We start from the raw sequence: 19442 nt of genomic DNA, 5'->3' as shown, positions 1-19442 counted from the left end.
CCCTCTTAACCTTTACATAATATTGAATTCCGTTCTTTGCATTATCCGTTTTCCTGATTTTATGGAAAATAATGCATTAAATTATGTTTAAGAATTCATTACCAATCCTAATCCTTCTGCTTTGTCTCACTTGTCTGGTGCGTGCCCAGGATGATAAAGAACTACATATAGAGCGTTTTGAAAATAATCCGCATACCAATGTAAGCAGTGAATTTTTAAGGCTAAAAACCGCATTGCCCGCGCAACTGCTGGAGAAAAACAAACTCAATGCCGCCATTACCCTGCAGCAATTAGGTAGTTTATGTTATCATCTCGGTCATTTCGACCAATCCTTCGAATATTACCTTCAGGCAGATAAGCTGTTTGAAAACCTGAAAGCATATAAACATGTTGCATACAACGCCAATGAAATGGGCATTCTTTTTTACTACAATAAGGATATGAAAAACGCCCGTGAGCAATATGAAAAAGCAATAATAATATTTAAAAAACTCGGTGATCAACAAGGAATTGCAGAAACCTATGGCAGAATAGGTCATTTATTTGAGAAACAGCAACAATACGACAGCGCCTTATATTATCAGAATACCGCATTGCAGCATTACCGTTCCATAGATGATAAAAGCGGCCTTGCCAAAATATACGAAAACCTCGGAAGCATTGATGAAGATTTGGAAAAATACGACGCCGCTTTGAGCTTTTTCCGTCAGGCAAATGATTTATATGTCGCAGCAGGCAATCAGTTGGGCCGTATTGAAGTTGTGAACAATATCGGTGATATTCATCGCAAAACAGGAGATTTTAAAACCGGTCTTCAGTACAGCAGGGAAGCTTTGCAACTTAGCCAGCTTTACAAAGATCGTTATCAGATGTGTTCCGCTTACCGCGATATCGGTAAAGCATATAATTTAATGCACCTCAACGACAGCGCTTTTTATTATCTGGAACTGAGTCGTAAAATATTGCTGGAAATCTATTCCGAAGAAAGCAATAATCAGATTGCATTCCTGCAAGTACAATATGATATCAATAAAAAAGATAAAGAAATTAGCAAACTCCAACTTGAAAAACGTATTAATATTATTGTAACCGTTTCTGTAATCATTGTTATTGTTTTATTGGTTGTCCTGGGAATAGCCATTATAAGCAGGCAACGCCTTAAAATAAAAAACGAACAATTTGTACACGACCGTGAACGTGAAATGCTAGAAACGCAAAACAAGCTTAATGAAGCAGAATTAAAAGCAAAAACACTGGAAGAAGAAAAGCTTAAAACAGAAATACTGAACAGGCAACTGGAAAGGGAAAAGCTTTTTGCAGAAATAAAGAACCGCGATCTGGAAGAAGAAACCCTCAAGCAACTTATCGATACCAAAACAAAAGAACTGAGTACCCATACTTTGCACATTATCCAGAAAAACCATTTGCTGGAAAACCTTAAAGGCAGGTTAGAAGTTATGGCCAAAGAAGATAAGCGCGACCAGAAAAAACCGATACGCGAAATCATTCAGCAAATCAACCAAAACTTCAATAACGACAAATATTGGGAAGAATTCAGCAATACATTTGAGCAGATTCACTTTTCCTTTTTTAATAATCTGAAGCAATATGCTTCCGACCTCACCGCTTCTGAAATAAGGCTCGTCTCATTGCTTAAAATGAACCTCAACTCCAATGATATGGCTACTATTTTGGGTATTTCCTTAGATAGTTTGAGAGTTGCACGGTATCGTTTACGCAAAAAATTAAACCTTGATCAGGGCGAAAATTTAAGCTCTTTTTTGCAGGCGCTCAATTAGGTAATATTCAGGTAATGTTACGGAAACAATTAGTTAATGACGTTTTTGTTACAACCAAATGCTTTGTTAATCAATTAGTTGAAGTAATAAAGTTGCTATTGTTCACGCTTGGTTCACGTCGTTTGTAACGCTGCTTCCTTTTTGTTAACCCCTGAAATTTGCATTCCCTCAGTAATCAATTCACCTTTGCGTCAACAAAAAATCAAACGCAATCATGAGGTCATCTTTATACCTTCTTCTTTCAGTTATGTTGCTCTCGCAAGTATGTATGGCGGGCAGCATCAAGGGTAAGGTAACAGAAAAAAGTAATGGTGAAACCGCGGTTGGTGCAACCATTTATATTAAAGATCATGACAATTACAATGCCGTTGCAGGACTGGATGGTTCATTTGAAATGAATGAAATTCCCGATGGCGATTATATATTGGTAGTCACCTATATAAACAGTGCGCCTTATGAACAAGACATTCATATAGAAGGAGAACAGCCGTTGATACTGGAAATAGCAATGAGCGAAAAAACAGATCATCAGTTGAATGAAGTGGTTATTGGTGATAAAAGGGACGGCGGAAGTGAAAAAACCGCACGCAGGATGGAACAAAAGGCCGATCAGGTAATGAACATTGTTTCTGCAAAAGCCATACAAATCTCCCCCGACATTACAGTTGCTAATGTAATACAACGCGTTTCCGGAGTTTCTATCGAACGTAACAGTAATGGCGACGGACAGCACGCCATTTTGAGAGGCATGGATAAAAGATATAACTACACTATGGTAAATGGTGTGAAAATTCCGAGTCCTGATAACAAATACAGATACGTTCCGCTCGATCTTTTTCCGGCAGAATTACTCGATAGACTGGAAGTATATAAATCGCTGGTGCCATCTCAGGAAGGCGATGCAATCGGCGGCGCCATCAATATGGTAATGAAAGATGCTCCCAATCAATTGTCATTTTCTGCAAACCTTGCCACAGGCTACAGCGAATTATTTTTTGACCACGATTTTAAAGGATTCGACAACGGCGGCATCAACAGCTCAAGCCCCTGGGAAATTAACGGTAAAAGGTATCAGGCTGCACCCACCGACTTTCCTTCAGCTCCATTAGATTATACCAACAAAAAACCTTTGCCAAATCTTATTGGAGGTTTCTCATTCGGTAACCGCTATTTCAATAACAAATTCGGCATAATCGTAGCCGGAAGTTATCAAAACACTTATCGTGGGGCAAGCAGCACATTATATGATCAGGAAACGGTGGATACTTACAGTGTTGTAAGCATCACCAAAAAGAGTGACAGATTTTTTTCTGAACAGCAAACAAGGAGCGGCCTGCACGTAAAACTGGATTACAGGCTGAACAGCCGTAATAAACTGAAATGGTATAATGCCTATATGGGCCTGAACAATATTCAGGTGAGAGACGAAGTCGGTAAGGAATTGAGCTACGGGCAAAGCGGAGATACTTTTACGCTTGGTTTCAGTACACGTTCCAGGGTGACTAATCAGCATATATACAACAGCACCTTGCAGGGCGAGCATCAGCTCACTGATAAATTCAAGGTCGATTGGTCGGCTGTATATTCCAAAGCCACAAATGAAAGACCCGAAAACACAGAAGTTTCCCTGAGCGGTTTTGAGTTGCATGATCAGCAATACGTCACCTTCCCTTCCGGTATGACACGCAGATGGGAACATAATTCCGACCGCGACATTGCCGGATACCTTAACCTTACTTATAAGCAATCTATAAAAGACATACCTGTTGAATTGAAAATAGGAGGTCTCTACAGAGATAAAGCCCGCGATAATTTCTTCAACAATTATAGTTTTAACCCCGCTGATAAATTTGCGCGTTATGGTACGGATTTTGATGCTTACAACCAGATTGAATGGACTGTTGCGACCCCGGGCGGTGCAGTAAACTCTGCATTGACCTATCAGGCATCCGAAAAGATAGCAGCAGGTTATTTTCAGTTTAATATTTATACCAAACGTATCGAATTGGTAGGCGGCGTAAGGGTAGAGCATACAGATCAGGGTTACAATATGTTGTATCCCCCAATCACAGAAGATCATCCTGATGGCAAGCAAATTTATACAGATGTATTGCCGTCACTGAACTTCAAATATATATTGAATGAAAAAGCCAATCTACGTGCTACTTACTTCAGAGGTATTAATCGTCCAGGTTTTGCTGAAATAGTTCCTTACAAAATAGTGAATGAAGATTATCAGGAAAGAGGCAATTACAACCTGAAACATGCCGTAGCAGACAATGTGGATCTGCGTTATGAATTGTTTCCTCATGCCGGAGAAAGCTTCCTGTTAGGTGCATTCTATAAACGCATCCAGAATCCTATTGAGTTCACTTTGCAAATCGACCCTATCCGCGGACAAGACCAATTTTATGGTCCCGCCAACTACGGTACTGCAAATAACTATGGGCTGGAACTTGATTTCGTAAAGTTCTTCAATAAGATAGGCTTTAAAGGAAACTATACCTATACTCACTCAGCCATAACGACTACCAAAGCACAACGTGTTGCCAATACAGATGGTTCTCCCGGCACTCATAATATTTATCCGGAACAGACAAGACCGCTTTACGGTCAGGCAGCACACATTGCTAATTTATCGCTGCTTTACAAAGATGTAAAACATGGATGGGACGCCCAGTTGGCAGGCAATTACACAGGTTCAAGAATTGCAACCGTTTCGCAGTTTATTGACAGGGATATCTGGCAGAAAGCTTTTATACAAATGGATTTTTCAATGGAAAAATCATTTCATAACGGCTTTGCGGTTTTTGCCAAAGTCAACAACATTCTGAATACACCGATGGAAACCTTCATTAAAGGAAAGACAAATTATGATCCTAAGAAATCAAATATCAATACACCCGGACAAGACCTGAAAGACAATACGCTTGTACAACGCGACTATTATCAACGCTCCTATTTAATAGGCTTACGATATAAATTATAATATAAACACAAAATCACAAACATTTATTCTAAAAAAGCAAAAATGAAAACTTTACCATTATTCTTAACGACCATTACAGCTGCCACTTTATTGATGACAAGCTGCAGTAAAAAAGACAAAACAACACCTGACCCGGATCCTGTTAATCCGGTTGATACAGCTCTTTCCGGAAACGTATCAGGTACATGGGCTAAAGACGGAACATACCATATCACAGGTGATGTTATAGTGCCTGAAGGACAAACATTGACTATCGAAGCCGGCGCTAAAATAATATTCGATACTACGGCAAAACCTGAATTCCTTGTAAAAGGTAATTTATATGCAGTAGGTACCGATGCCGAACCTGTTATTTTTACGGTTGATGATGATAAGAAAAGTACATGGGGCATGAAATGGGGTGGTATAATGGGTGGTCCTACCTGCGGAGAAATCCTTCTGGATCATTGCATTATCGAACAAGGTGGAAATGTTACAACAGAAGCCTCTGCTTCAGTAAATGCTCAATTTTATAAAGCAGAAGCAGGTGACCGTGTTCCTGTATTATGGTATGGCGGTACAGGTAAAGTTGTAGTTACACATTGTACTGTTCGTAACTTTGGTGAAGATGGTTTTTACATTGAAGGTGGTAGTGTAATTGTTGACCATAACACTATTTATACAACAGGCCTTGATAACGGTGATGCTATCAACATCAAATCAGGTGTTCATGCCGATGTTGCTTTCAACACAGTTTATAGCCCGAATACCAATGCATTAAAACTTTCCAATTCAGGTGATCGTCCAATCAACGCATACATCTACGGTTATAACAATACCATCATTAACTGTGGCTGGAGAAGAGCAACAACTAAAGGCGGTTCTATCTGGGTGGAAAAAGGTGTAATTGTTGAATTATACAACAACTTATTGGTAAACGATCGTTACGGTATCAAAAGAGATAAAACAAATACAGAGAACGCTGCTTCAAAATTTGGAAACACTTTGTATTACGGTTATAATCAGACTACTGTTGATCAGTTCCAGCCTTCAGAAGATATTATAACAGGTGTTGACGATATCATCTCTACAGTTGTCGGTGCTAATGATCCTAAGTTTGTCAATTTCCCGCTGAGCAATGATATGAGCAGCGCAGCATTCAATACTTCATGGGATTTCCATTTGCAATCAGGCTCTCCTGCAGTTGGTCATGGCAAGACAAACTTTACATCTTTCTTCGTAAGTACAGGCCTTAGCTTCGGAAACGGATCTACTTATACATCTCCTGCACCGGCTAATTACATTGGTGCATGGGGTACTAATTAATTCTTAATACAAGATTGCTTCCGGTATAACAGCCGGAAGTAATCTCTTTCCGGTTCCACTATTTAAATTTTTTAAAGATTCCCGATGAAGAAATTAGTTTTTACAATCGGCATATTGAGCTTGTTCAATGTGGCCTGTAAAACATCTACTAAAGGTTCCACCGAAGGCAAGAATAACGATATTGATACCCTTGCCTTGAAACCTTCCATAGTAACAGATCAGACAGCTTATGATACAGACGATCCATGTATATGGATTAATAAAAACGATACCTCAAAAAGCCTGATAATAGGTACGGACAAAGATGCTAACGGTGGTTTATATGTATTTGACCTTAATGGTAAAATAGTAAATAAAGTAACCGACCTTAAACGTCCGAATAATGTGGACGTTGCTTATGGGATAATGCTCAATGGTGTGGCTACGGATTTTGTTGCAACTACCGAACGCGAAACCAATAACCTGAGAATGTACAGCGTTCCTGACATGAAGCCGGTTGATAATGGCGGATTAGATGTTTTTGCTGATGAAACAGATAAGGCGCCGATGGGAATTGCTTTATACACGCGTCTTTCAGACCATGCTATATTTGCAATAGTCGGAAGAAAGACCGGTCCGGCCGATGGTTATCTTTATCAGTATAAACTGGAAGATGACGGTACAGGCAATATTAAAGGAACATTGGTGCGTAAGTTTGGTAAATACAGTGGCAAGAAAGAAATAGAATCCATTGCTGTCGATAACGAAATGGGTTATGTTTATTATTCAGATGAAACTTATGGCGTACATAAGTATTACGCCGATCCCGAAAAAGGAAACCAGGAATTATCCTTATTCGCTACAACTGGCTTTGTATCTGATCATGAAGGCATTTCCATTTATAAAACATCTGACAGTACAGGTTATATATTGGTATCCAACCAGCAAAAAAACACTTTCATGGTTTACCGCAGAGAAGGAAACCCGAATAACAAAAATGCACATGACCTTATTGCCGAAATTCCTGTTTCTACCATTGAAAGCGATGGTTCTGATGTTACAAATATTCACTTGAACAATCAATTTCCGGAAGGCATGTTTGTTGCAATGAGTAATGGGAAAGTATTTCATTACTACGACTGGCGCAACTTGCAGGAAATGATTGACAGGAATAAACCTTGATCGATTTTCTTAATTTTTCTGTTTTAAGAATAAGCCTTTGTATTTCTATACAGAGGTTTCTTTTTTTTGTTTCATTTAATTGCTCAATCTAAAATAGACCCATTTCCCACTTTCTCGCTGCGACGCAGCGGGAAATGATACCAAATTTGTAAAGGAATAACGGATTTACATGCGTTGTTTCTCTTCTTCAATGCCCAGGTTACGTTCACGTTTACTTTTAATTCTGTTGTTGCCGAACCTATATTGCAAAGTCAGCCTGAGATTGCGAGTGTCAAAATAATTGTCGATTACCTGTCCTGTAACAATGTGCACGCCCCTTGCTTTCTGGCTTACTAAGATGTCAGAAGCGTTCAGGCTTATACTTAAGTTCTTATCAAACAGCAGCGCTTTCAATCCTGCATCAACATTCCCTAAAGGTTTTATCTCAAGAAAGTCTTCCCTGTATTTGCTTAAATAGTAAACATTCAATTCTGCCAGTAACGTTTTAGCTTTATTTAGTTTGAAAGCATTATTCAATCCTATATAGTAAGATGTGTTTTTGTAAGATTGTTCTGTTGCTGTATAGATTTTGGATTGTAATTCCTGTATCTGGAGGCCAGCCTGTATCTGGGCATCCCAAAACGAAAACGGGTTTATCGAAGCCATTCCGTTCAACCCGTAAGAGATGGCATCAGCAAAATTTTCAGTAAAACTTGAAGTAATATTATTTGTTTCGTCAATCATCCATACATCCGAAAAATGATTTTTTTCGTATTGATAAAATGCACTTAACGAATAGTTGGATTTGAAAGTGTAATTCAATTCAAAATTATGATTGAAAGATGGCTGCAGGAAAGGATTGCCCTCGCTGTAATGATAAGGCGTGGCATAAGATCTATATGGGTCAAGGCTTCTGTAACCCGGTCTGTTAATGCGCTTACTATAGTTGATATTCCAGATATTATCATCATTCAATTGATATTGTACAAAGGCTGTCGGAAATAAATTGAAGTATTGATTAATGTTGGTTTGATTCAGGTTTCTGGAATAGCCTTTTGTTTGTGTAAATTCTCCTCTGAGGCCTGCCTGAAAAGACCATTTGTTGATTGTTCTTTGTGCTGACATATAAAGTGCCTGTACCTTTTCTTTATAATCAAAACCGTTTGAAATATCAGGGTCTTCATGATAGCCATTGTCATCAATGTACCCGAAGGCATTATTGCTTTGGTTATTAATGAAACTTAACTTTCCGCCTATTGATAAAGAAACCCATTGATAAGGCAATTCAATGTCGGTCTGTATGGTCTTGATTTGTATGGTTTGTTTTCCTGTTGTTTTATTGTGGCTATATATGCCGGTTGGTGTTTTAAAGGCATCATAATAATTAGTCGTCTCAAAATCATTGCTGCGATTACCATCAAACCATAAACTGTTGGCATCAAAAGATATTTTCTTTCCGCTGGTGTCAATGTTGAAAGTATAGTTCAGGTTCAAGAGATTATTGCTGTTCCTTGTGCTATTGCCACCCTTTGTCAACATAGTGGAATCCAGCATCATTGCAGGTAAATGATATACTTCAATACCGCTGTTTGAAATATCTTTTCTGTTTACAATTGTGTTATTCCATTGAAATCCTATAACGCTTTTCTTATTAAGATTGTAATCGGCTCCTACGGTATATTGCAAAGGCTTCATTATTTTTTTATAATCATCATGTACTTTGAATATTTGCTCAGGATAAGGCGTAGCCAATCGTTCATTGTTATGATTCGCGCCGTTTGTATAATTTGCATTGGCATAAACATTAAGTCTGTCTATTCTGTAATTTATGTCACCACCGGCGATGCCTTTGCCGTAAGATGCCTGTTCGTAACCTGCGCGTATGTTGCCTTGGATGCCATTTTTATTCTGTCGTTTTAAAACAATATTTATCAGGCCCGAATTGCCCGATGCATCATATTTTGCGGGCGGAGCCGTAATGACTTCAATGCGGTCTATATTGTCTGCCGGAATAGCCTGTAAATAAGCTATAAGATCTTCACCAGAAAGTTGCAGCAATCTGTCGTTAATCATAACACTTACTGAACCCTTTCCTGCCAGGCTGATTGTATTATCCGATTGGCGTACTATAACGCCCGGCGATTTCTTTACTACTTCCAGAGCATTCTCTCCGTTCGTTGTGATGTCCTTGCTTACATTGAAAACAATCCTGTCTATCTTTCGCTCAAAAGTTTTCTTTGTACCTGTCACTACAACTTCAGATAGCTTACCTGCTTCAGGTTTTAATGTGAAATTCAGTGTTTGTTTCCCGCTCGTAATATCTTCAATCGGCTGCAATACTTCCGAAAAACCCAATGCATTTACCTTTATTATTTTGTTTTTTATATCATCCGTTACTATTAAGTAACGGCCTTGTTCATCAGTAATAAACGTTTGAACTAAAGTACTGTCGTGCGCATTTAATAACAGTATTACAGCATTACCGATTCTATTGTTTTGCGAATCGGTAATGTCTCCCTGAATGTTGTACTGGGCATGAACGATCATACCACTCAGTATACAAATAAATAATAAGGCTCTTTTAAAGATGTCAGTAAATGTCATTTGCTGACAAAAGTAGCGTAACGAATGGGCCTTGCTTCATAATCAAGGTTAATTAGTGTTAATGGCAAGATTCGTTAACCAACATAAAAGAAGGCATCACAATTGCGATGCCTTATCTTTTATTTACTATAATTATTTGTTGTTTCCTATTGTTTTATAATTTTAAAGCTACTGCCATCAATAGTTCTGAGAAAATACATGCCCGGCGCAATTCCTGTTAGCGGACATGCCTGTATTTTGTTCTCTATAGCAAAAGTTCTTACGATTCTTCCTGTTGCATCCGTCATAGTTATGGATGAATGTAAAAGCGTCATAGCATTGCTGATATCTATTGTCATAGCATCCGTTGCGGGATTAGGGCTTATGATTAAATTGTTTGCATTTTTCGAAACCGATCCGATGCCCGTGGTCTGGAACGTTACATTAATGGAATCACTTGCGCTACAGCCATTTGAATTGGTAACTCTTACCTTGTAATTGCCACTTGAGTTTACTGTAATTGTCTGTGTGGTTTCACCTGTATTCCATAAATAAGCAGCCCCCGGATTTCCGGCATCCAATGTGTAGGAGCTTGTAGTTACCGTAATATTATTACCTAAATTCACTACAGGCGCAGGGTTGAAAGTAACTACAATAGTGTCGGTAGAAGAGCCGAGATTGCTTGTAGCCGTTACAAAATAAGTGCCGCTTGTTGTTACCGCTAATGTACGTTCCGTACTTCCTGTGTTCCATAAATAAGTGCAGTCGTAGTTCAGAGCATCCAGTATCAATGTAGTACCCGCACATAATACCGTATCCGGTCCCAGATTCACAAACGGAGTAATGGGCAATTCATAAGCGCCCATGTCAATAGAAGCGCCACTGATACGGGCGTTCCCTCCGATATCAAAAACATATCCTGTCGGCAATGCATTGTTGTTTCCCGTGTTGAGACAGGGGCTCCCCGGCAGTAACTGATAGTTGTTTACTCCCGCAGAAGTATCTGTAAATAATGGATCGACAGAACCATCGATGGTATGATTGGCCGTGTTTGCCGCCAGGCCTTGTATTAAACTATATTTATTGGTCATGGATGAACCGCCTGTGTTGAGTGTTCCGGAACTATTCCCCCAGATTATAGTGTTGTCAACAACCGGATTTGAACTCGTTACATTGTACATGCCTGCACCATCAACGGTTGCCACATTGAGAGCCATGGTATTGTTTATGATTTTCGGCGAAGATTGTTTGTTGTAAACAGCAGCTCCGAATGTATCTGCAATATTTCTTGAGAACAACATATTTATCATATCGGGCGATGCTTTCAGGTTATAGATGCCGCCACCGTTCTTTGCTGTATCTGCACTGAAAATGCACTCACTGATTTTGGATTGGGAAGTAATATCTTTATTGAACATTCCGCCTCCTGAAAATCTTGCTTTATTACCGGTAAAAGTAAATTTATCTATAAGCATGCTTTGAGGCGCTCCCTGAACGGAATCGATAAACATTCCTCCTCCATTATCGCTCCTGTTATTTGAAATGTCAGCGACTACACCTGTAATACATATCCATTTGCTATAAATTCCACCGCCGTTGGAACTGTTATAATGATTGGTTGCAACATTATTTGAAACCTGAGTTGAAAAAATTTCGAGTGCTCCATAATTACTGATACCTCCGCCATAAGAACCGTAAGTGGAAGTGTCTTTATTGTTTGAGATTATACTGTTGTAAATAGTCAATAGTTTATTAGTGAATATACCTCCGCCCAATCCATAATAATTAGAAGAAGAACTAAGATTGCCAATAACCTGGCACCCATTCATGTAAAGCGTGTCGTAGTTGGCTATACCTCCGCCGTATGATGAATAATAACCTAATATGGAATTATAGGAAATACTCGTGCCAACTATCATAAGCCATTCCTTGCTGCTGATTCCTGCACCGTATTCCCAGGCGCGGTTAGAATCTACTTTGCAGCTTTCAATAGATAAGCTGCCGCTGCTGAAAATGCCACCGCCATTGAAAGCTGTGTTTTTCTTGATAATACAGCTGTCGGCAATGCTTGCAATTCCCTGATTGAAGATGCCGCCGCCATGTGAAGATGAAGCTGTAGTGGTAGAACTGCTGCTGGCTGTATTATTGGATATAACGCCTCCGCTTAAAAATAATGTTCCGGCATTAAATATACCGGCTCCGTATGTTGCGGTAAATGTAGAAGTAGAACTGCCGTAATTATTTATAATGTTGCAATCTGTAATGCTCAACACGCTTGCATTGTAAATGCCTGCACCTCTGGATGAATCTGAAATTACAATGTTTCCGGAAATAGTGGAGTTGATTAACTGTAACGAATCAGCATTATATATTCCGCCTCCGAATGATTTTACACCATTGACAAAGGAAGGTGATTTAGCGGAATCGGCGGCAATAATGCTATTTTTTACTATCAGATTGCCTGCGCTGTAAATACCACCGCCATATACAGATCCTAAGTATGCTGTAGGAAGCGTAGCTACTGCATTCCTGTTAATATTGCAATTTTCAACCTGCAGCGGGGCTGTACTGTAAATGCCTGCACCAAAGCCTTCATTGTTAATGATATTGGATGCGCCGCCTGTTATGGAAAATCCGTCAAGATAAACCCGAAGCATAGCATTGTTGCCATTATTCTGCACAACACTGGTGCCATTACCCTTTAAAAGAGAAATATTGGTTTGCCAGTTGCGTTGGGCAAAGCTATTATAAGAGTTAAGAAAGCCGCCAAATATTCTGATACCCGGTTTCAGGATAAATGAATTATCTGTTGCAGGAATGTAAGTGCCTTTTGCCACCCAGACACTATCGCCTGCATTGGCAGCATCAATGCCGCTTTGGAAACTGGAAAAAGCATTGGCCCAGGAGGTTCCCGTTTGTACGCCGCCAACATGGCTGCTATCTACATATACAATCGAGGCTTTCGCATTTATGGAAAAGAGGCTTATTAATAAGCCGGCAAGAAACAGCTTTTTTTTCATGGCTTTGGTTTGGTATATTTTAAAAGGAGATAAAAATACGACAATGCCGATATAAGCAAATTGCATTAACAAATGCATGAACATGTGTTTTGAGGTCCGGTAACCTAACCGGAAGAAATGGATACCTTGCTTTAAAACAACTAAGAACACAGTTGATTTCTAAAATAGTATCAGAAATCACCCAAATCATATTACTTTTGCGGTCTTATTTGAACTTTTTATTAACTTAAATGTCATCCTGATTATTAATGTAGCCCCGCTCGTTATAATTTATTGGTTGAATAGCAGTTTAGCACAATTTTTAAAGCTCCTCTATGTGGCAACGTATTGCTGATTTCGTTCTTCGTTTTCGTATTATCCTTTTAGTACTTCTCTTTGCCATTACCGGTGTAATGGGTTATTTTGCATCAAAGGTGGAGTTGAGTTATGATTTTACCAGTGCTATTCCTACCGACAATCCCAAGTATCAGGATTATCAGCGTTTCCGCCAGATGTTTGGTGAAGATGGTTCTACCATGATGCTGGGTGTGCAATCGCCACAGCTTTTTACTCCGGCAATGTTTAAAGATTATGCAACACTTTCACATGATATTTCCAAAATAGATTCCGTTACAAATGTTCTTGGTGTTCCCGCAGCAATAAGAATCGTACCTGATACCGTAAAAAAAATCGGCGTTCAGAAAATATTTCCCGAGGATTTGAGCAATGTGAATATGGACAGCCTGAAAGGTATTTTTGAGAGCATGCCATTCTACAAAGGATTGTTGTACAACTCGCAGACGCATGCTTACGTAATGGCAATCGGCATCAGCAAATATTCTTTAGCTTCCAAAGACCGTACCCGTGTTATCAATAAAATTATAGAATTGGGCGACGCATTCGGTAAGAAATACAATACCGAAGTGCATTATTCGGGCCTGCCTCATATCCGTACTCAAATGGCTAATAAGGTGCAGCATGAGTTGAAGATATTCCTGCTGCTTTCTTTTGCACTGACTGCGGTCATTTTGTTGATATTCTTCCGTTCCATTGTAGCGGTCCTGACTTCCATGATTGTTGTGGCAATCGGCGTGGTTTGGTCTTTCGGAACATTAGGGCTGATTGGGTATAAAATTACATTGCTTACAGGCGTTATTCCGCCATTGGTAGTGGTTATTGGTATTCCCAACTGTGTTTACTTCCTTAATAAATACCATACTGAATTTGGTGAACTGGGTATCAAGATACCTTCTCTTAAAAACATGGTAGGTAAAATGGGTATCGTTACCTTATTTACCAATCTTACGGCGGCCATTGGCTTCGGTGTTTTTTATTTTACAAAAAGCGTAATCCTGAAAGAATTCGGCCTTGTAGCCGGTTTGAATATTATGGGATTATTCTTTATCTCACTTGTATTTATTCCTGCTGTTTACAGTTTCCTTCCTGCACCCAATACACGCCATACGAGCTATCTTGAAAGCAAATGGATGAACAGCCTGTTGGATTCGCTTACCACATTGGTTTTTCATAACCGTAAGCTTTTATACACCGTTACCATCCTTATTTGTGCTGCATCTGTTGTCGGCATGTTGCGCCTTAAAGCAGTAGGGCATATTGTGGATGATTTGCCGCATTCCGATAAGATTTATACCGATTTAAAATTCTTTGAAAAGAATTTTAAAGGTGTAATGCCTCTGGAAATCATTGTTGATACGAAAAAGAAATACGGTGCATTGAAATCACTTGAAACATGGCAGAAGGTAGATTCGTTGACAACCTTATTGGAAAGCCGTCCTGAAATAGGTGGTGGCCTGAACCTTATTAAAGGCATAAAATTCGTAAAACAAGGTATGCTTGGAGGAGGTGTGGAAAATTACAGCCTGCCGGATGAAATTCAATTCGGAGGCATTCGCCCCATGCTTATCAGCGCTTTGCGCAAAAGGGACAATAATTCGCCAAATCAGTTGAATAAAGTGCTTTTCTCTTATGTAGATACCAATATTCAAAGCCTGAGGTTAAGCGTGAATGTAGCCGATATCGGTTCTGTTGCGATGCCAAAATTGTTGAATGAAATTCAGCCAAAGGCATTGGCGCTTTTCGATACGGCTGATTATAAACTGACTTTTACGGGTACGAGCATTACCTTCCTGGAAGGCAGCCGTTTTATCATCAACAGTCTGAGAGACAGTTTAATATGGGCTTTTGCCATGATACTGGTTTGTATGGTGGTATTATTCCGTGACTGGAGAATTGTATTGATTGCTGTTATAACGAATATTGTGCCTTTGCTTATTACGGCAGGGGTAATGGGTTGGTTGGGCGTTCCGTTGAAGCCATCTACTGTATTGGTATTTAGTGTGGCGCTTGGTATTACGGTCGATGTAACGATACGTTTCCTTGTAAATTTTAAACAGGAATTGTCCACACATAATGAAGATATAGAAATGACGGTTCGCCGTAGTATCCGCGATACAGGTTTAAGCATCATCTTCACTTCGTTTATATTGATTGCAGGTTTCGCTGTTTTCGCTGTTTCCGAATTTGACGGTACCAAATCGCTTGGCTATCTCACATCGTTAACCTTATTACTGGCAATGGTTTTCAATCTTACGCTGCAGCCAGCATTATTGCTTTGGATGGATAAGGCTAAGAAAAACAGAGCAGTGAAAAAGGATTAATGTTTAAATATATTTTTTAAAAAGGGCTGTCCAAAAAACATTGGACGGCCCTTCTTATTCTTTTGATTTCCCATTATTGGGATGGACATTTAGCAGAATTGAAGCGACTTATCGTCCAGGACATTGCCGATATCAGTTCTCGTCTCAATATAGACATGATTTTTTTAAAAGATTTGACAACTTTCGAAAAGTTGTCAAATCTAAAGCATGACCTTTTGTGATTGCTCACGACAGTGAGGTAAAATGCGATGCAATGAGACACGGCGCGACAAATAGGGGGTTAAAACTATTTAGTATCTATTCTTTCCTTATAAGCTTCTAAAGCTTTCGTAAGCATTTCTTCCAATGGTTTTTAGTCTATCATCCCCTTATCAAGGATAACTACATAGCGCGAAATCTTTCCGTTGCCTTCCAGTAAATTATTTGGATCAGGCAATTCAGTGCCCCTGTTGAAGCCGAGCTTTAAACCTTTCTTTGAGGGAATGATGGTGCAGATTAATTCAGTGTATTTCTGACCGTAACAATAAGCTATCATTTTTGCAGGGATATCAACCTGCTCTGTTATGCCTGGTAACTTATCGAGCAAAAGCGCGCGCAGATGCATGGCGTTTTCATAAACAACGTCTTCGTAATTAGCCAGAAATGTTGCTGCGTTTTGGTTCATAGCAGTGCATTGATTGAAATAAAAAAAACGGCCACATCTGCAGCCGTAATATTGTATGGTAATTCTTCGTCTTGATATATTAATTCGCTTTTTCCACTTTTACCCTGCCAATCCTTAACTTTTCAATGGAAAGAATGGTGAAATCATATTTGCCATAACTGATTTTCTCATTGACGGTCGGGAATTTTCCGGAAATTTCCAGCACAAGCCCGGCCAGTGAATCGCTTTCTCCCCGCACATCTTCAAATGTTTCAAATGAAACACCCATCACGCGGCACATATCATTGATAAGCATTTTACCTTCGAAAATGTAATTCTCTTCATCAATTTTACGGTAATTCATTTCCTCTTCGTCAAATTCATCTTTGATATCGCCTATAATTTCTTCCATGATATCTTCCAGCGTGACGATGCCGGAGGTGCCGCCAAATTCATCTACCACAATGGCAAAATGATTATGGCTTTCCTGAAATTCATGCAGCAGGTCTTCAATCAATTTATACTGATGTACAAAATAGGCAGGACGGATTAATGAATGCCAGTCGAAGTCTTCTATTTCGGTATAAGGCAAAAAGTCTTTGGTGTAAACCATACCCGCAATTTCATCAATGTTGTTTTTATAAACGGGCATGCGCGAATAGCCGGCAGCTAATATCTTTTCCCTTACTTTCGGAAAAAGCCAGCTTTCCCTGATAGCGCTGATGTCCAGCCTCGGATGCATGATTTGCTTCACGGTAATCCTACCGAACTTCATAATGCCTTTAAAGATTTCGACTTCTTCTTTGGTAGCGGTGTGGCCCATGCTTAGTTCGATGGTTTCTTCAAACTCACGGCTGTCCATTTCCAATAGTTTCTTCTGGGCTTTCTTACGGTTACTGTATTCATTGGAGTCAGTAAGCATTTTGGCAGCTGGCCTGAAAATGCTGAACATTACTTTTACAATAGGCGCCGAAAAAAGTGCGAGGCGTACATTGTTTTGACGTGCATATACTTTAGGCAGGATTTCTGCAAAGAGTAATAGTAGAAATGTGATGCCGACAAGATTTACTGCAAGCGATAAGAGAAGGTTCTTCTGAGGCGGTAAAAATATCTTGGTCATATAATTGCATGCCAGAATTATGGCTACGGCCAATGTATATTTTGATGCACGCAAGGTAGAGAATAATAGTTCCGGATCATCCAGTAGTTGAATAGCCTGACGGGAACCGGGTTGTTCCTTTGTTTTAAGATAATTGATATCTTTTACCTTCAATGTAAAAAATGCCACTTCAGCTCCGGCCGCTATGGCTGCCAGAAACAATAAGATTAATATCAGTATGATGAATCCGGTAACATGCGTTGCGGGCAATATAACCGGAGCGGCCTGTAAATAAACAGCCGGTAAAAAGTCATTCATAATGTGAGTTAAATCCCGTTGTAGTAAAGTTGCGGCAAATATAAGGTGCTTGTTGTTAAGGATGATAAAAACTTAGAACGGTAAAGATGTATTAGTACCCATGTCGTCTTCGTCTTTCGTGAACCCGAAATCAAGGTCGTCTGTCGTAATGGTTTTTACAGCTTCGGTATGTACTTCTGCGCTGTGGTTGTCATGGTCACGGCGTTTTTCCAGCATTACCAGATTCTCACCTACGATTTCTGTCTGAAAACGGCGGTTCTTATCTTTGTCTTCCCAGCTGCGTGTACGCAATCTCCCCTCTATATAAACGAGGCTGCCTTTGTGTAAATACTTGCTTGCCAGTTCAGCTAACCCGCGCCATAAAACAACTGTATGCCATTCCGTTTCAGAAACCACATTGCCATTCCTTTCTTTTCTCATTTCAGTAGTAGCAAGCGGAAATTTTGCTACCGGAATTTCACCTTCAATATACTGAACGTCCGGATCGCGACCAAGATTGCCCACCAATGTTACTTTGTTAACACCTCTCATTGTTGAATCTATTTATCTGTTTACAAAATCTTCTTTTACCCTTATCGGTCAATACTATCCGTTTAACTTTTTTATTGTTATTCCGGCAAACTCAATGGCTTTATAGCGGTTAAATTTGCTTAGTCATATCGGCATGAATAAATAGTTAACTCCTGTAATATCGCCTTATCGGGAATCTAAAAATACTTTTTTCTGCTTAAAAAAGAAAGAATTGTCTTTGGAAACGGATAATTTTTTAAGGAATCTTTTTCAACCCAAATACCCTGCGTCAGAAATGATGGCCTGGCTTTGAGCAGGATAAGATGGAATTTACTTCTAATGAGTTGATGTGTAAGCTTTTGCCTGTTCTCAAACTCAATGTCAATGTTTTGCTGAATATAAGGTTTCAGTTGTTGCCAGATGGAAGTCTCCTGATAATTTTTTTCATTTTCAATCAGGTAAAACTCATAAAGTCCCTGCCAAATATCTTTTTGGCTGCGTTGCTGAATGTAAACTTCGTGTTCGGTTGTAAGGACGAGGTAGTCAAAATTCCGTTCTTTAATAATAAGTTTCTTCGTTTTTACCGGCAATAAGGAAATCATATTTTGCCTGAAGGCAATGCATTTGCTCTGCAAAGGACAGTGTTCGCAATCGGGTAATTGCGGTGTGCATACAGAAGCGCCAAAATCCATGATCGCCTGATTAAAAGCCGCCGGTTGTTTTTTATCCAGAAGTTCAGATGCCATATCCTGAAAATACTTTTTACCTTCTGTACTGTCGATGGGTATGTCAATGCCAAAATAACGTGATAAGACTCTGTAAACATTTCCATCCAGAACGGCATAGGGAAGATTGAATGCAAATGATGTTATTGCAGCTGCAGTATATGGTCCAACGCCCTTCAGCGCCAATATCTCATCATAGTTTTCAGGGAAAACGCCATTATATTGTTGTGTAATAGTTTTGGCTGCTGCAATCAGGTTTCTGCAACGGTTGTAATAACCGAGGCCTTGCCAAAGCCTGAATACCTCATCCTCCAGCGCATTTGCCAGATGCTGCACTTCAGGATAATGTAAAATGAATTGTTCGTAGTAAGGCCTTCCCTGTTCGGCTCTTGTTTGTTGTAATATGATTTCGGAAAGCCAGATTTTATAAGGGTCTTTTTCGTTTTTCCAGGGTAATTGCCGGTTGTTTTCCTCAATATTCCATTTTAATAGTTCTGTGGTGAAAAACTTTTTTATACCTGGAGCAACGGACATGGGAATGATTAAAGAAATGGTTCGGGCAAAGGTATTGAATTTGAAGATTTACCAATTATCTAATCGCATAACAATAACAGAGGCTGCCCAAAACAGGACAGCCTCTCTATGTTTTTTTAA

Annotated in this window: 11 protein-coding genes; 5 read left to right on the top strand and 6 right to left on the bottom strand. The window is 39.4% G+C overall.

All coding sequences use genetic code 11. From position 1 onward, the window contains the following. Positions 1–83 precede the first annotated feature (83 nt). The 4 genes from F0919_RS05825 (at position 84) to F0919_RS05810 (ending at position 7254) form a co-directional block, all read left to right on the top strand. Complete coding sequence (locus F0919_RS05825) at positions 84–1799, top strand: tetratricopeptide repeat protein (RefSeq protein ID WP_150031767.1); 1716 nt, start codon at positions 84–86, stop codon at positions 1797–1799. Positions 1800–2013: 214 nt separating this feature from the next. Further along, positions 2014–4788 (top strand): TonB-dependent receptor, encoded by a 2775-nt coding sequence (locus F0919_RS05820; protein ID WP_150031766.1) that lies wholly within the window; start codon positions 2014–2016, stop codon positions 4786–4788. 42 nt (positions 4789–4830) lie between these two features. Beyond that, a complete protein-coding gene (locus F0919_RS05815; RefSeq protein WP_150031765.1) occupies positions 4831–6093 on the top strand; it encodes a right-handed parallel beta-helix repeat-containing protein in 1263 nt (420 codons plus the stop codon). A gap of 84 nt (positions 6094–6177) precedes the next feature. Next, positions 6178–7254, top strand: a complete 1077-nt coding sequence (locus F0919_RS05810) for a phytase (RefSeq protein WP_150031764.1) — start codon at positions 6178–6180, stop codon at positions 7252–7254. Between the two features lie 165 nt (positions 7255–7419). Here F0919_RS05810 and F0919_RS05805 read toward each other — a convergent pair whose 3' ends face one another. Next, the gene (locus F0919_RS05805; RefSeq protein ID WP_190277282.1) at positions 7420–9780 is read right to left on the bottom strand and encodes a TonB-dependent receptor domain-containing protein; all 2361 of its coding nucleotides are present in this window, start codon (positions 9778–9780) and stop codon (positions 7420–7422) included. A gap of 203 nt (positions 9781–9983) precedes the next feature. Next, positions 9984–12836, bottom strand: coding sequence for a T9SS type A sorting domain-containing protein (locus F0919_RS05800; RefSeq protein ID WP_190277281.1), 2853 nt, complete (start codon positions 12834–12836; stop codon positions 9984–9986). Between the two features lie 314 nt (positions 12837–13150). Between F0919_RS05800 and F0919_RS05795 the strand changes: the two genes are divergently transcribed. Then, a complete protein-coding gene (locus F0919_RS05795) occupies positions 13151–15493 on the top strand; it encodes an efflux RND transporter permease subunit (protein WP_150031761.1) in 2343 nt (780 codons plus the stop codon). A gap of 352 nt (positions 15494–15845) precedes the next feature. Here the strand turns inward: F0919_RS05795 and F0919_RS05790 are convergent, their stop codons facing one another. From F0919_RS05790 to mutY, 4 genes are all read right to left on the bottom strand, one after another. Continuing rightward, entirely contained in the window at positions 15846–16157 is a 312-nt protein-coding gene (locus tag F0919_RS05790) for a DUF1801 domain-containing protein (RefSeq protein WP_150031760.1), read from the bottom strand. 79 nt (positions 16158–16236) lie between these two features. Continuing rightward, on the bottom strand, positions 16237–17553 hold the full coding sequence (gene gldE / locus F0919_RS05785; RefSeq protein WP_150031759.1) for a gliding motility-associated protein GldE: 1317 nt from the start codon (positions 17551–17553) through the stop codon (positions 16237–16239). Positions 17554–17625: 72 nt separating this feature from the next. Next, positions 17626–18084, bottom strand: coding sequence for a single-stranded DNA-binding protein (gene ssb, locus F0919_RS05780; protein ID WP_150031758.1), 459 nt, complete (start codon positions 18082–18084; stop codon positions 17626–17628). Positions 18085–18260: 176 nt separating this feature from the next. Continuing rightward, the gene (gene mutY, locus F0919_RS05775) at positions 18261–19322 is read right to left on the bottom strand and encodes an A/G-specific adenine glycosylase (RefSeq protein ID WP_150031757.1); all 1062 of its coding nucleotides are present in this window, start codon (positions 19320–19322) and stop codon (positions 18261–18263) included. Between the last annotated feature and the right edge of the window lie 120 nt (positions 19323–19442).

The organism is Taibaiella lutea (assembly GCF_008629695.1).
In the GTDB taxonomy this organism is placed as follows: domain Bacteria; phylum Bacteroidota; class Bacteroidia; order Chitinophagales; family Chitinophagaceae; genus Taibaiella; species Taibaiella lutea.
The sequence above is the reverse complement of the archived record's forward strand: the minus strand, read 5'-3'. Positions and strand labels throughout refer to the sequence as shown.